This window comes from Mycobacterium sp. IS-3022 (genome assembly GCF_001500065.1).
GTDB lineage: Bacteria > Actinomycetota > Actinomycetes > Mycobacteriales > Mycobacteriaceae > Mycobacterium.
In genome coordinates this window covers 668,652-682,488 of the sequence record NZ_LQIN01000001.1, presented here as the reverse complement: position 1 = coordinate 682,488, position 13,837 = coordinate 668,652, and the positions used below count along the sequence as shown (strand labels likewise).

Sequence of the window (13,837 nt, the reverse complement as noted above, 5' to 3'; positions counted from 1 at the left end):
GATCGACGCTCCATCGAAGCCGTCAACTCCAGATTTCGCGCTCGTGTCGGGTAATACCTTCGCGCCCATCCCTCCTGGCTTGATCTTCTGAAGTGTGCTCAACCGTTTCCAATCTCGGGCGGCTCGTCGCGTTGGGCAGACGATCCAAGATATACCGTGGGTGCGGTTTAGGATCCATGCGATCCACTTAGTGCAGATTCGAAAAAGAACCGGAGGCGTCGGCGCTTGTCAACATCGGTACTCGTAACTGGTGGGGCGGGGTTCATCGGATCCGCGCTCGCACGCCGTCTCGCAGCAGCAGATTACGAGGTCGCCGTGATGGATCTGTTGCACCCGCAGGTGCATGGCGCAAGCGTTGAGGTGGACCTACCCCCATCGGTGCGGTTCTTCACCGGCGATGTCACCCACGCCCCTGATTGCGACGCTGTACTTCGGTTATTCCGTCCCTCCCAGATTGTGCACTTAGCGGCCGAGACTGGAACGGCTCAATCGCTGTCGGAAGCGACGCGACACGGGTCGGTCAACGTCGTGGGCACCACGCAGCTGCTCGATGCCTTGAGCCGCTCGGCACTGGTGCCCGACCAATTCGTCCTGGCCTCGTCGAGGGCGGTATACGGCGAAGGCGCTTGGCAATGCGGCGATGAAATCTTCTACCCGCCGCCGCGCAGCCATGCGCAACTGCTGGCAGGCAAGTGGGATCCCGAGGGGCCCTCTGGCGCACCCGTATTCCCGGTTCCGAGTAGCGCCGGCCGAACACAAACCCGACCCACCAATATCTATGGGGCCACCAAGCTCGCACAGGAGCATGTGATGGCGGCGTGGGCGGCTGCGCATGACACCACTCTCAGCATGTTGCGACTGCAGAATGTCTATGGGCCGGGCCAGTCTCTGACCAATTCGTACACCGGAATCGTCGCTCTCTTTGCGCGGTTGGCGAGCGAGAAACATGCCATCGAAATCTACGAAGACGGCCGGATTGTGCGCGATTTCGTTTTCATCGACGATGTGGTTGACGCAATGTTCGCAGCGGTGCAAAAGCCCGCGAACCGCTGCTTGGATATCGGGTCAGGTACTGCAACCACCATCTACGAATTGGGCTGCGAGATCGCCGCAATGTGCGACGCCCCTGCTCCCGTCGTCATTCCGAAGTTTCGCGATGGTGACGTGCGTGCCGCGGGTTGCACCATCGAGTCAGCAAGGGATGATCTCGATTGGAATCCGAGGTGGGACCTTGGGAACGGAATGAACACACTTCTTGAATGGATCGGCGGCCGGTCTGAATCGCCTTGTTACTCAAGTGATGCCACGAAGCGGCCAAACCGTCCTCGGCAATGATGCGTGGCGCACGATATGGCGGCAGCAACGATTATCACCCGCCACCTACCGCTGCCTTGCTGCGCCATGGCGGGCGAAGTCCTCGACGAGATCAGCTGCCGCCATCACGCTTTCGGTTGGCTTGCTCATCCGAGCCGCAATCTCGCGCGCCCTAGCAGCGTACTCAGGTGCGAGAATAGTGCGCAGATCCGCAATCAGCGTTTCCTGTGTAGCGGTAGAAAAGTGTCGAGCGGTGCCCACCTGCATCCGCTTTACTGCGGCTCCCCAGACGGTCTGATCGATGTCCGTCGAGAGGATCAGTGCGGGGACTCCGGCTCGCAGGCCTGCTGCTGTGGTCCCCGGAGCTCCGTGGTGCACTACCGCACGGCAGGCCGGAAAGATGGACGCGTAATTCATTGTCTGCACGACTTTGACCCTCTCGAAATTGGCGACGCTGCTAAAGTCGCTCGACGCAGCACAAACGAGTGCCCGTTCATCCAATTGCGCACAAGCCGTGTCGATCTTCGCGAGCGTCTCTGCCGGGGATTCGACTGGGATGCTGCCGAAGCCGAAGAAAATCGGCGGCGTCCCCGCGGAAATCCAGGACAGGACATCCTCATCGGCTTCTGTGGGCAACTCCATTGTGAGCGTTCCAACGAAGGGACGTTGGTCGTTGAATTTGGTCCATTCGGTCTTGAGGCCAGGAAAGAAAAAATCATCGTACGCTTGGATTTCGAGGGATCCACGTTCAGTGATTCGCCGAATCCCAGAACATCGTGCCTCTGATAAGCCGAGCGCTCGGCGCTGCGTGTCTTCGAGTGTCTTCGTGCCGCGCCAAGATAGCCACCAGAAGGCCCGTATTGCGCTGCGCGTCATTGGCGCTGGGAGAAATGACAACAGCTGACCGTTCGGCCGCAGCGGGAACCAATGTTGCGTGGCCAATGGAATACCGTAGTATTCGGCGACATTGGCAGCAATGTCTTCGATGTTCAAGCCGGTGAAAAGCAGGTCGGCCCCATCCGCCACCGACATGAGCGTTTGACTCATCTCCTGCCAGCACTCGGCTATTGGGTTCCAAACTTCAGCCCGCAACCTGCTCATCTCCTGGAGCTTCCAAAAGTTGCGAAAGAGACATGTCCAGTAGGCGCGGTGCGCGTGCGCTATCGGTTGCACATTCGGCCCGTAGGGGACCGCCGGAAGGCCGACCGCCGATACGAAGCCAACCATGTCTGGCGAGACCGCCAGCTGAACATCGTGCCCCCGGTCCAGAAGCTCACGGCCGACCGCGGCGAAAGGCTCGATATCGCCACGACTCCCCCAACTCGCCAGAACGAACTTCATCGGGAGCCCCTATTCGTCACCTCCGCGCGCACTCTCGAAAGACAGTGCTAGCTTCGCAGCCGCTCCAAGGTTTCGCGGGCAGTAAGCCGGGACATTGAATATTCAGCCGTTCGATGACCACCAAGACGGTCCCCCTATTGATCAGCTAACACGTCCGGAGCTTGCATAATCTTCTACAAGTTGGGTGACAGCCGCAATGCTTTCGGCGGGTTTGGTTGTTGGAGGCGCTATCTCAGGGGCTCGGACCCGGGATTTGGGTAAGAAAAAGGCGCGCGTCGTTGAGGATCGTGTCCAGGTTAGTGGATGAGAATCGCCTGGCAGTGGCCAGTTTGAGGCGTCTGACCGCGCCTCCCTCAGCGACTGACCCGGCCACATCAGAGGATCAGCACGGGATCCCTTCGCGTGGGCTTATGGCCGTGGTGCCCGCGCCACGGTGATCCTCAACCGCACGACAGAGCGCGAGATCGCCTCGAAAGCCACACCCGGAACAACCTCGACTCGCGGGGCTGTCGCTTCCGGAGGCGGAGTTCACGGCGCTGCGCGTCCTCCGGCGCCGATGCAGCCACCGAAGTCCGTCATGCGGAACGGCCGAGCCACGCGGGCAGATGGCACAAATTGCAACTTCGTTGCCAGGTTGTTATTGCCGAGTGCGCTCGGCCACATTACGTGTGGGCTTTGTTTCGGGCGCCTTCTCGCGGCGTTCGATTCGCCGCTTCAGGGATAGGGCGGGTTTCTCAATCAAAAACCAGCTCAGTGCGGCTACTGGGAGTGTGACTGCGGTGGAAATGACGGCAAACACTAAAGGAGGGACCCTCAGGCCGACGATGAGGAGTACTTGTTGGAGTGGAAAAGAGTAAATGTAAGTGCCGTAGGAAAGATCGTTGCGTAGCTGCAGCCGTTTGTGGCGGATAAGTGCGCCGGAAACGATCAGTAAGTAGGCAAGCGGTATGGCGCCGACCAGCCGGTAGTCCGGCAGCCACATGGAGGCGGCGAAGATGGCTGCACTTACCGCCACGAATGTCCAATTGGCGGGAATCTTGTCGCGGTACACATAGAGCAGAGCGCCGGCCAGGAACATGATCAGAAGGCGCGCCGTGATGGCTTGGATCAGCATCAGAAAGTCGGTCGGGCCGACGGGTTGTCCGCTTTCGAGCATGTGCCGGAAGAAGCTTGCCGGGGGCAGGTAAATCACGAGCAGAACCGTCCACGTCAACGTCGCCGCGAAGGCCGCGGAGATAAACCATCTGCGCACCAGTCCAGCAGCTCCCAGTGCGGCGACGAGGCAGTAGAACAGGGCCTCAAAGAGCAGGGTCCATAGGGAGCCGTTCCAGATGTGGTAATGGGTTTGAGTGGGCGTTCCGTCTATGTCTGGTTGTATCGGGAAGAGAGTGCCGTTTTTCAGGACGAACCCGATTTGCGAGGCGAGTTTCACGGTGCCGGTCGCAGGCGCGAGGATAAACGCGATGACGATGAGGCATACCCACAGAGCGGGGAAAATCCGTAGTGCGCGAGCAGCGAAATACGTGCGAGATTTGCGTTTGTTGAGCCAGCTTCCGGTGATGAGAAAACCGGAGATGGCAAAAAACCCGTCGACCCATATGTCGCCGAGGAACTGCCCAGTGGGGACGTGACGGGTGATGAAGAGGTAGGCGTGGACGAGGATCACTCCTGACGCGAGGATCAGTCGCCAGGTGTTGAGTGCGTTGTTTCGGGGATCGAATGCTTCCCCGAGGCTCGCCCGTTCAGCCATCAGTACCGTACCGTTCCGTCTTCTGCATGTTTAATGTGAAACAAATGGGACAGCGCGATGTCGACAGCGGTCGAGACCGTCACCTCCGGTGGTGGTCCGCTGTAAAGTCGTGACGTCAGTGCCGGTGATGCGGTGTGCATAAACTGGGCATACGATCAGAATCCGCCGATGACGCTGCCGCTACCGAAGTGCGGCGAAAGCGGACAAAGCACTTCTCCAAAAGCGTGCCAACTCTGGACAACGTCCCCCCTTGCAGTTCGACCAGCGGCAAGTGCCAGCTAATCCGAACTAGACCCTGCTCTTATTCCCCCTCGGCGCAGCCGAGACCCCCGCGATCTACGTCGCTACTAACTATCCATATCAGAATCTGCGTTGCGGCGCCACTCCATAGCAACTGGGCACTCACCCCGGGGCTCGTATGTCCCTCATCGTGCGGATCTCACCCAACACGCCCGAGGCGGGCGCGGTCTTCCACGAGATCGGTCGCTACCGCGATGCTTTCGGCGGGCTTGGTTATCTGGGGGCCGACTTCGCGGGCCCGATAGAGATATTCGGGGGCGAGAATGGTGCGCAGATCATCGACGAGAGTCTCGAGGTCGATGGACGAAAAGCGCCTGGAGGTCCCGACCCTCAGCCGTTTCACCGCGCCTCCTCTGAGCGACTGGTCGGGCCATGTCCAAAGGATCAACGTGGGAACCCCTGCACGCAGGCTCACGGCGGTGGTACCCGCGCCACCGTGGTGCACAACTGCGCGGCAGACGGGAAAAATCGCCTCGAAGTCCACCCCCTCGACAACCTTGACGTGCTCGAAATGGGGGATGTCGCTGAAGTCACTCCATGCCGAGCAAACCAACGCTCGTTTGCCCAATTGCATGCAAGCCTCGCCGATCATTGCGAGCGTGTCGGCGGGAGATGCGACCGGGATACTCCCGAACCCGAACAGAATCGGCGGCGTCCCCGCGGCAATCCACGACGCGACCTCCTCGTCCGCATCCGTCGGCGACTCCATCGTCAATGCGCCAACAAACGGCCGCTGAGCTCCGTATTCTGCCCATTCGGCTGCCAGGCCCGGAAAGCAGATCCCATCGTAAGCTTGGATTTCCAAGGAACCGCGTTCCGCGATCCGACGCCATGAGGGCGCGGTGGTCTTCGGCAGACCGAGTTCTCGCCGCTGCGTGTCCTCGAACTTCTTCGTCATGCGCCAATGCAGCCACCAGAACAGAGACATTGCGGAGCGGCCCACCGGCGCCGGAAGGAAGGGAAGAAGGTAGCCGTGGGCCCGCACTGGGAACGTGTGCAGGGTGACCAGCGGAATGTCGTAGTACTCGGCGACATTCGCCGCACCCTCCTGGAAACTTATGCCGGTGACTAGCAGATCGGCGCCGTCTGCTAGCGAAACAAGCGTCCTACTCATCTCCTCGCTTGACTGGATGCCGCGGTCCCAAAGTTCTCGCCACAACTTGGTGACCTCGCGAAGCTTCCAGAAGTTGCGGAAGAGCGACGTCCAGAAGTCGCGGTGTGTGTCGATCTCGGCCTGTGTATCCAGGCCGTACCCGACCGCAGGAAGCCCAGCCGCCTCAACTCCCGCAACCATGTCGGGTGCGACAGCCATCCGGACCTCATGCCCCCTGCGAACCAGCTCACGCCCGAGGACGACGCCGGGCTCGATATCGCCGCGAGTTCCATAGCAGGCCAGCACAAATTTCATCGCAGATTTGGTCCTCACTTCTGATGCGCGCATCGGTTGTCGGCACCATCGGCTGATCAAGGTGGCTAAGTACGGTCATCCACTGTCGTCGCCTTGACCAGACAGTACATCCAGTATTGGTCTCGTCCGCTCTGGACGTTCCGGTATATCGCCGACCCATAAACCGGTAACCCGTCGCGTACCCAACGCTGCAGGAAACGCGGCGCCGCCTTCGCCATGGAGGCTTGCATGCGCTCTGAATTCAGTGTCATTCCCCGCAGTACCTCGGCGTCGATGTGGCGCTGTGACACCACCGACATACCAGGGACGCTCTCGAGGGCCGCCTTCCCTTGAGCCGCCCAGTCAGCATGGTGCACATCGGTATACAGGAACGCGCCGCCGGGGCGTAGCACCCGGGCAACCTCAGCGAGGAATCGATCGAAGTGTGGGTAGCAGTGCGCGGACTCGACATTGATCACCACATCGAAGGACTCTGCGGGGAAGGGCAGGTTTTCGGCATCGCCGTGCACAAACTCCAAGCCCGGCACCTGATGGCGGCGGCGACAGAACGCGATACCGGCGGCGTTGAGGTCAAGCCCCACATACGAGGCCGGGGCCATTGTGCGCGCCAGATACGAGGCGCCGCCGCCGTGTCCGCAGCCAACCTCCAGCACCCGCTTGCCAGCAAGCCCGTCCGCCTGGGTGGCGGTGGCGTGATACAGCTGGATCGGGTAGCGCTCGGGCTCGTCGGCGGCATCCAGTTCCAGGCCCATCGGCGGATCTTCTTCGTAGCCATAGTTGAGGAAGACGACATTGTCGTCGACGCGGCGGGTCAGGTAAGGGTAGAACCGCTTCTGCGCGCCGCGAACGACCGCTAGAATGCCCCGCTCGAGCACACCCGGTGCACCTGGGGTATTGGAGGTCATTTAGGCATGCTACTTGTCGATCACCTCGGTAGCAGCAAATGTCGCATCGAGGTGCGGCCGACGCGATCGGTACGGCAATCAGCCGACGCTTCGTCGGCGCGCGAAGGCTTCTACAAGGTCGGCCGCGGCCGACACGCTTTCGGCGGGTTTGGTCATACGAGCCGCAATCTCGCCGGCCCGGGCCAGGTACTCGGGAGTGAGGATAGTGCGCAGGTCGGCAACGAGTGTTTCTCGAGTAGTGGTCGAAAAGCGCCGAGCAGTACCGACTTTTAACCGTTTGACGCGGACGCCCCAGAGTGATTGATCGAGGTCGGTCGAGAGGATCAACGTCGGCACCCCCGCTCGCAGGCCTGCAGCAGTCGTGCCTGCGCCGCCGTGGTGGACAACCGCGCGACAGGTCGGAAAGACGGTCGCGTAGTTCACCGTGCCCACCACCTTGACATGTTCCAAATGGGAGGCGTCCCCGAAGTCGGTCCCGGCAGAGCAGACCAACGCCCGCTCGCCCAGTTGCGCGCAAGCCGCCGCGATCATGGCTAATGTGTCGGCCGCAGATTCGATCGGAATACTGCCAAAGCCAAAGAGAATCGGCGGTTCTCCCGCAGCAACCCACGAGGCAACCTCCTCATCGGCACCCGTCGACAACTCCATCGTCAACGCCCCGACGAAGGGCCGCTGCTCACGCCGCTCAGCCCACTCCGTTGCGAGCCCCGGAAAGCAGGTCTCGTCGTAGGCCTGGATCTCCAGCGCCCCGCCTTCGGTAATCCGCTGGGGTGAGGGACCGGTTGCTTTGGGTAGGCCCAATTCACGGCGCTGCGCATCCTCGATTTTCTTCGTCCCCCGCCACGACACCCACCAGAACACCCGCATTACCCAGCGGCCCAGTCGCGCTGGCAGAAAGGCAAGAAGCTGGCCATTTACCCGCAAGGGGAAGTAGTGCAGCGTTACCAGCGGAATGTCGTGATACTGAGCGACATTGGCAGCAGCGTCCTCGAAATTGAGGCCTGTGAACAGCAAGTCGGCCTCGTCCGCCAGCGACGTCAGCGTCGCGCCCATCTGCTCCCAGGAGTGAAATATGGCCTTCCCTACTTCACGCCGCGTTCTGATGAGCTCCGGGATCCTCCATGGGCTGCGGAAGAAGCTCCTCCAGAAGTTGCGGTGCGCGTCAAGAACCTCCCGCATATCTGTTCCGCAGGCAACCGCGGAGAGCCCGACAGACTCGGCGAAGTCAACCAGGTCCGGAGGGACCACCATGCGCACGTCGTGCCCGCGACGCATCAACTCGCGCGCGACGGCGACACAGGGCTCGACGTCGCCGCGACTGCCATAGCAGGCCACCACAAATTTCATCGCGGAAATCCTAGTCCGACGTCGACACGGAAACGCTCAGAGATGCGTACCGGTAAGGGCGAACTCTTTCAGGACACTCGAAACATCTTGTCGCAGATCGTCATTCGAGTTCGTGCGGCCGGTCTGGTACGCATGGACCATCAAAAAAGCTTCTCCATTAGCACTTCCGAACGCAACGATCTGCAGCCCGCCAAAGCGATGCAGCATCTCCTTGGTCATCCCCGCATAATGCATTTTCATCGCGAAGTGGTCGGCGACCACGCCATCTGGACGGGTCGCGGCCGGATCGACGACGCCCAGGTGTGTTGCGACGACGCTGGTCCCATTGCCGCCGAGTTTCTTGAGGAGCCGCTTGGGAAGCAAAGGCACAAGTGACTGCAGTGCCCGCTCGTCGTCCAGCACTTCTTGGTGGCGAATCAACGCGCGTTTGATTTCGGCCCGAATCCCGCGCAGATCAGTCGTGACAACTGCAGGGTCGACCGTGATGTCGATATTGCTGACCGCGTTGCCCCGAGTATCGCCGGCTGTCCGCTCGTTGCGCGGGATCCGCAAGGTGACTAGGCCGTCCGCAGTGACGCGTCCCCTTCGCTCGGCAAGCCGGGCAGTTATCCCTGCAAGCAGCGCGTTGCTGGTCCCGCCGAGTGACTGCGCGCGGGCCTCCCAATCCTCGACGTTGATGAGCATGGTCGCGATTGGCACCGTGATGGGTTCCGGGGTTCCAGCGAACCGCACAAGCGGCGCGGCAGAACGCGGTGCGCCGCCGACGCGGCTTTGCCGGCCCGACCGTATTGCCGCTGCGAGGGCCCGACCGATCGTGCGGGTGTCTCGTGCGGTTTGGCGGGCGTCCTCGCGGACCGCCCGCCACCGTCGGCGTGACGCAGCACGGGGCCAGTTAACCGGGTCGTCGCGACCAAGTGCGGCGTCCGCGACGGCCTCGGTTAACCCGAGGCCGTCGGCAAGGCAATGTGGGACCAGCAAGCTGACGCCGGCGCCACCGTCTGCGAACGGAAGCACCGCAAGGTGCCATCCGGGTCCATGCTCGGGATCGATGCGCGTGGTGTTGGCCTGCTCGTTGAGCCAGGAATCGAATTGGTCACGGGGTCGGTCCGATGCGACGAACTCAATGTCATGCGATCCGTTCGGCGATATCCAGCGATGGCGGCCGAAGGGCAACGGTGACCGTTCGATGCGGCGGGATAGCCGCCCACGGTGCAAGTGGGCGTGGAACCGGCGCAGACCATTGATGTCGACACCGCGGTTGTACACCCAGGCACATTGAATCAGGACGCTGATCCCCGTCACTCGCCCGAATTCGAACATGGCCTGATCAACCGGATCCAGCACATTGTCCATTCTCCACCGTACTTCTAGCGGTATTTATACCTTCGACGCGACGACGGATCGTATCAGTTGCGGCAAACTCACGGTGGTGCCGATAAGGCTGAGTTCGCTGGAGTAATCGAGCACCGTTCATGCACGGTTTCTGGGACCCAAAATAGCGCGATCAGTCCGTTAGGCCGACGACTGCTCAGTAGTGGGCTGCGCTGAAGTCATCGCGGGCCTGCTTGCTCGACGACGAGGTGTCTTATCCCGAGATCACAAGAAGCCGTAAAGCAGCAACCGAGGTCCAACCGGTAATGTTGCCGCCATGTGGAGCTCAGTCTTGGTGCTAGGGCTTCTATCCGGGCTCAACCCGCTTCGTATCGGCATCGCCCTTCTCGTGATCTCCCGACCGCGGCCGATACAAAACCTAATCGCTTACGGGCTCGGTTGCCTGACAGCGTGCATCGTCGCCGTGTCGGTTCCACTGACGCTCCTGCACGTCACGCCGATGTTTGAGCCACTTGTAGACGATTTCTTCACCAGTCCCATCGTCCGTTACATTCAAATCGGCTTGGGTGTGCTGGCGCTATTTATCGCCGCGCTATTGGTAACCAACTCGCTTATCCGCAAGCGTCAGCCAGCGGAGTTGCCGCCAACCGGCGGCAACGGGCCGGCCCCCGCGGCGACCCTGCCCGTGCCGCAATCGATCTCGCGACTTTACAGCCGTGCGCAAGCTGCGCCGGCGGAGAGCGATTCTGCATTTCGGCGACTGCTACGGCGCATCCACGATGGATGGAAGAATGGATCCCTATGGATCGCTTTTGCGATCGGCATCGGATTCGGGGGGATCGAACCCGACGCGGGTCTACTACTCCTCGCGTTCATCGTGACGTCGGGAGCCGAAATCGGCGCGCAGATCGCCGCCGGCATCGCCTTCATCATCGGGATCAATGTTGTCGTCGAGATCACGCTCATCAGTTGTCTGATCGCGCCAACAAAAACCCAAGCGACGCTGCAACGACTGCACGACTGGGCTTTGAGTCACCACCGAAAAATTCTGATCGCCATGTGTTTAATCGGCGGGGTCGCGTTGATCCTCAGGGGCGTGGTCACCGGCTGAGCGCCGGCCGCGAAACTGTTGGGCGCGGCTTGACGGTGCGGATATCTCACCGGGCCGTTGCGTCCAATCAGCCGACATGGCGCAAGCGCGCGCACCTCTCCATATGATTAGCAGCGGCCACAACGCTTTCGGAGGGTTTGCTCATTCCAATGCCGACCTCGTGGGCGCGGGCGGCATATTGCGGGGTGAGGATGGTGCGCAGATCTGCAACCAACGAGTCGCACGTAGTGGCGGAGAAGCGGCGGGTGATACCCACCTTCAATTGGCTGACCACCGTGCCCCAGAGCGCTTGGTCGGGCCACGACGAAAGGACCAACGTCGGCACCCCGGCACGCAAGCTCGCTGCCGTAGTGCCCGAACCACCGTGGTGTACGACCGCGCGGCAGACCGGAAAAGCTGCCGCGAGGTTCAGAGTGTCGACCACCTTCACGTGCTCGGCACGGGGAATTCGGCTGAAATCGCTGCCGCCGGAGACGACCACTGCTCGCTCGCCTAACCGCGCACAGGCCTCGTTGATCATCGCGAAGGTGCCAATCGCAGAATCCACAGGCATGCTGCCAAAGCCGAAGAAAATCGGCGGTGATCCGCGGGCAATCCAGGACGCAACATCGTCATCGGCCTCGGTTGGCAGGTCCAGCGTCAAAGCTCCCACGAAGGGCCGTCGCTCCCTCCAATTCGCCCATTCGGCGGCCAACCCGGGGAAGCACATCTCGTCGTAGGCTTGAATTTCCAGTGCCGCACGTTCGGCGATCCTTCGCGACGGAAGTCCGGTGGCCTTCGGCAAGCCGAGTTCACGGCGCTGTGCGTCCTCGAGCTTCTTCGTCAGGAGGCGATTAGGCCACTCGGATGCCAAAACTGCGGAGCGGGCCAACGGCGCCGGCAGGAATGGAAAAAGTTGACCGTTGGGCCGCATCGGGTAGGTATGCCACGTAGCCAACGGAATGTCGTAGTGCTCCGCGACGTTGGCAGCAGACTGCTCGCCAAGGACACCGGTGAATAACAAGTCGGCACCGTCTGCCAGCGATGCCAGGGCCGAACTCATCTCCTCCCAGCTCCGCCTGAAGAGTGCCCAATCTTCGCGCCACAACCGTCTCAGGTCCCGCACCTTCCATGGCTTGCGGGTCAGGTGTGTCAAGAATTCGCGGTGCAGGTCCTGCCACCGCCGCGCATCAGGACCGTAGGCGACCACAGCCAGCCCGACAGACTCGGCGAAGCCGACAAGATCCGGCGGCACGGCGATGCGTACTTCGTGACCGCGCCGTAGCAACTCACTTGCGACAGCGAGACACGGCTCGACATCGCCGCGGGTTCCGTAGCTCGCCAGTGCAAATTTCACGCGGCGATCCTACCTTTCACTTCCTGATACGCATTTCGCGAGGAACTAACAGGCTCACGCACTCTCGGATTCACCACGGCCAGCAGCGGTTCTACCGCGTGGGTGACCGCCCAAATGCAGCAAACGTCAGACCTTCGACGGGGTCTCGCTCGTAAGTATCCGGTCAGAGCGGATCAGTTACCCTCGTGAGGTGATTCGGCACAGCTATACCGACCTCGTCGCCGCCCCCCTCTGCAAAGTTTGCGTCGTCTGGGGCGTCGTGGGCGATTCATCTGTCGTCGGAGGCTGACCGGTGCTTCGGGTTCCTCGCGCGTCGTCGAACGGCCGCGGATCCAAAGATGATGCGCAGCCGGACAACCGGCTTGCGCTGGTCGACCAAGCCTTGTTCGCGGGACACCGCGCGGCCAACCAGAAGGTCGTGATTCAGTGCGTATGGGTGTACGAGCACGCCATCGACTTCGACGCCGTGAACCGCTTTCACCACAACCTGGGCTACGGATTGTTGGGCCGACGCATCGAACGCTCGCCGCTTCCGTTCACCCGGCATCGATGGGTCTTCGATCCGCAGCCGTCGGACATCGATATGGCTGGGTCCGCCCGTCCGCGCGATGAACTGAGCGACTGGGCCGATGAGCGTTCACAATTGCCCGTAGATTCCGAGACAGGTCCCGGCTGGCACCTCGGCGTCCTTCCGCTGACGGACGGCTCGACGGCGGTCAGTCTGGTGGTCTCCCACTACCTGATCGACGGCCTCGGGCTTGCGCTCGTATTGGCTGATGCAATCTTGGGCAACACGCGAAATCTCGGCTATCCCATGCCTCGCTCCCGGACCCGATTTCGCGCCATCGTCGAGGATGCTCGCCGAACAGCACTGGACATCCCCGAGATTGGCCGCGCACTCGCCTTGGTGGGGAAGATGGCCCGCGAGAGCCGACGTGCCGGTGCCCCATCACCGGCACCGCGCAAGGCTGTACTCCCCAAAGGCGGAAGCGACGACCTTGTCGTCGTACCGGTCGTCTCCATCTACATCGACCTCGCCGACTGGGACGCCCGCGCCCAGGCTCTTGGTGGGACGAGCAACACACTGATCGCGGCGTTGGCCGCCAAACTCGGGGAACGAATGGGGCGTCGGCGTGCCAGTGACGGCGCCGTCACATTGCAGCTGCCGATGAGCGATCGAACGATGGAGGATACCCGCGCGATGGCTCTGTCGTATGCCCGCGTGACGGTCGATCCCACCGGCGTAACGACGGATCTGCAAGACATCCGGGCCGCGATCAAGCAGTCGCTGCAAACATTGCGCGAGACGCCGAACGACCAGCAAGTCCTGTGGCTCACGCCGTTCACCCCGAAACGGGTGCTCAGACAGATGGTCTACACGGGGTTCGCCGACCCCGACCGCCCGGTGCTCTGCTCGAACCTCGGCGACCTCGGCTCGGTGCTCAGCCGGCTCGACGGCACCGACGCCGAGTACGCCGCTGCGCGGGTGACTGGGCAGCACGTACCGCGACAGTGGCTCGAGTCAATAGGCGGTCAGATGACCGTGCTCTCTGGACGCTTGAGCGGCAAGGTCTTCATCACCCTCGCGGCCTACGACCCAGGCACCGACAACACGAAACCCGCTTTGCGGGAGTTGGCCGCCCGCACACTGGCTGAGTTCGGCCTCACGGCCGAGATCGACTGAGCAGCGGAT

The 13,837-nt window shown here is 61.7% G+C and carries 10 protein-coding genes; 3 read left to right on the top strand and 7 right to left on the bottom strand.

Features of this window, described 5'->3' with window-relative positions; genetic code table 11:
- Nucleotides 1–225 precede the first annotated feature (225 nt).
- The gene (locus AU188_RS03170; protein WP_059162196.1) at nt 226–1,335 is read left to right on the top strand and encodes an NAD-dependent epimerase/dehydratase family protein; all 1,110 of its coding nucleotides are present in this window, start codon (nt 226–228) and stop codon (nt 1,333–1,335) included.
- A gap of 45 nt (nt 1,336–1,380) precedes the next feature.
- On the opposite strand, the gene AU188_RS03165 is transcribed toward AU188_RS03170, so the two are convergent.
- The 6 genes from AU188_RS03165 to AU188_RS03140 all read right to left on the bottom strand — a co-directional run bounded on the left by AU188_RS03165 (nt 1,381) and on the right by AU188_RS03140 (nt 9,718).
- Nucleotides 1,381–2,655: a glycosyltransferase gene (locus tag AU188_RS03165; RefSeq protein WP_059162195.1), complete on the bottom strand. Its 1,275-nt coding sequence runs from the start codon at nt 2,653–2,655 to the stop codon at nt 1,381–1,383.
- A gap of 637 nt (nt 2,656–3,292) precedes the next feature.
- On the bottom strand, nt 3,293–4,405 hold the full coding sequence (locus AU188_RS03160; protein ID WP_082686450.1) for an acyltransferase family protein: 1,113 nt from the start codon (nt 4,403–4,405) through the stop codon (nt 3,293–3,295).
- A 439-nt stretch (nt 4,406–4,844) separates the two neighbouring features.
- Nucleotides 4,845–6,113 carry a glycosyltransferase gene (locus AU188_RS03155; protein ID WP_059162193.1) on the bottom strand — a complete coding sequence of 423 codons (1,269 nt, stop codon included), beginning with the start codon at nt 6,111–6,113 and terminating at the stop codon, nt 4,845–4,847.
- 65 nt (nt 6,114–6,178) lie between these two features.
- On the bottom strand, nt 6,179–7,018 hold the full coding sequence (locus AU188_RS03150) for a phthiotriol/phenolphthiotriol dimycocerosates methyltransferase (RefSeq protein WP_082686449.1): 840 nt from the start codon (nt 7,016–7,018) through the stop codon (nt 6,179–6,181).
- A 78-nt stretch (nt 7,019–7,096) separates the two neighbouring features.
- Nucleotides 7,097–8,365: a glycosyltransferase gene (locus tag AU188_RS03145; RefSeq protein ID WP_059162192.1), complete on the bottom strand. Its 1,269-nt coding sequence runs from the start codon at nt 8,363–8,365 to the stop codon at nt 7,097–7,099.
- Between the two features lie 36 nt (nt 8,366–8,401).
- Nucleotides 8,402–9,718 (bottom strand): WS/DGAT/MGAT family O-acyltransferase, encoded by a 1,317-nt coding sequence (locus tag AU188_RS03140; protein WP_059162191.1) that lies wholly within the window; start codon nt 9,716–9,718, stop codon nt 8,402–8,404.
- Between the two features lie 295 nt (nt 9,719–10,013).
- Between AU188_RS03140 and AU188_RS03135 the strand changes: the two genes are divergently transcribed.
- On the top strand, nt 10,014–10,808 hold the full coding sequence (locus AU188_RS03135; protein WP_059162190.1) for a GAP family protein: 795 nt from the start codon (nt 10,014–10,016) through the stop codon (nt 10,806–10,808).
- A 67-nt stretch (nt 10,809–10,875) separates the two neighbouring features.
- Here the strand turns inward: AU188_RS03135 and AU188_RS03130 are convergent, their stop codons facing one another.
- Nucleotides 10,876–12,144 carry a glycosyltransferase gene (locus tag AU188_RS03130; RefSeq protein WP_059162189.1) on the bottom strand — a complete coding sequence of 423 codons (1,269 nt, stop codon included), beginning with the start codon at nt 12,142–12,144 and terminating at the stop codon, nt 10,876–10,878.
- A 292-nt stretch (nt 12,145–12,436) separates the two neighbouring features.
- On the opposite strand from AU188_RS03130, the gene AU188_RS03125 reads away from it, so the two are divergent.
- The gene (locus tag AU188_RS03125) at nt 12,437–13,828 is read left to right on the top strand and encodes a condensation domain-containing protein (protein WP_059162188.1); all 1,392 of its coding nucleotides are present in this window, start codon (nt 12,437–12,439) and stop codon (nt 13,826–13,828) included.
- Nucleotides 13,829–13,837: the final 9 nt, after the last annotated feature.

Coding starts and splice junctions, on each gene's coding strand:
- AU188_RS03145 (WP_059162192.1), bottom strand. CDS start 8,365: ATGAAATTTGTGGTGGCCTGCTATGGCAGTCGCGGCGACGTCGAGCCC.
- AU188_RS03160 (WP_082686450.1), bottom strand. CDS start 4,405: ATGGCTGAACGGGCGAGCCTCGGGGAAGCATTCGATCCCCGAAACAAC.
- AU188_RS03150 (WP_082686449.1), bottom strand. CDS start 7,018: ATGACCTCCAATACCCCAGGTGCACCGGGTGTGCTCGAGCGGGGCATT.
- AU188_RS03140 (WP_059162191.1), bottom strand. CDS start 9,718: ATGGACAATGTGCTGGATCCGGTTGATCAGGCCATGTTCGAATTCGGG.
- AU188_RS03155 (WP_059162193.1), bottom strand. CDS start 6,113: ATGAAATTTGTGCTGGCCTGCTATGGAACTCGCGGCGATATCGAGCCC.
- AU188_RS03135 (WP_059162190.1), top strand. CDS start 10,014: ATGTGGAGCTCAGTCTTGGTGCTAGGGCTTCTATCCGGGCTCAACCCG.
- AU188_RS03165 (WP_059162195.1), bottom strand. CDS start 2,655: ATGAAGTTCGTTCTGGCGAGTTGGGGGAGTCGTGGCGATATCGAGCCT.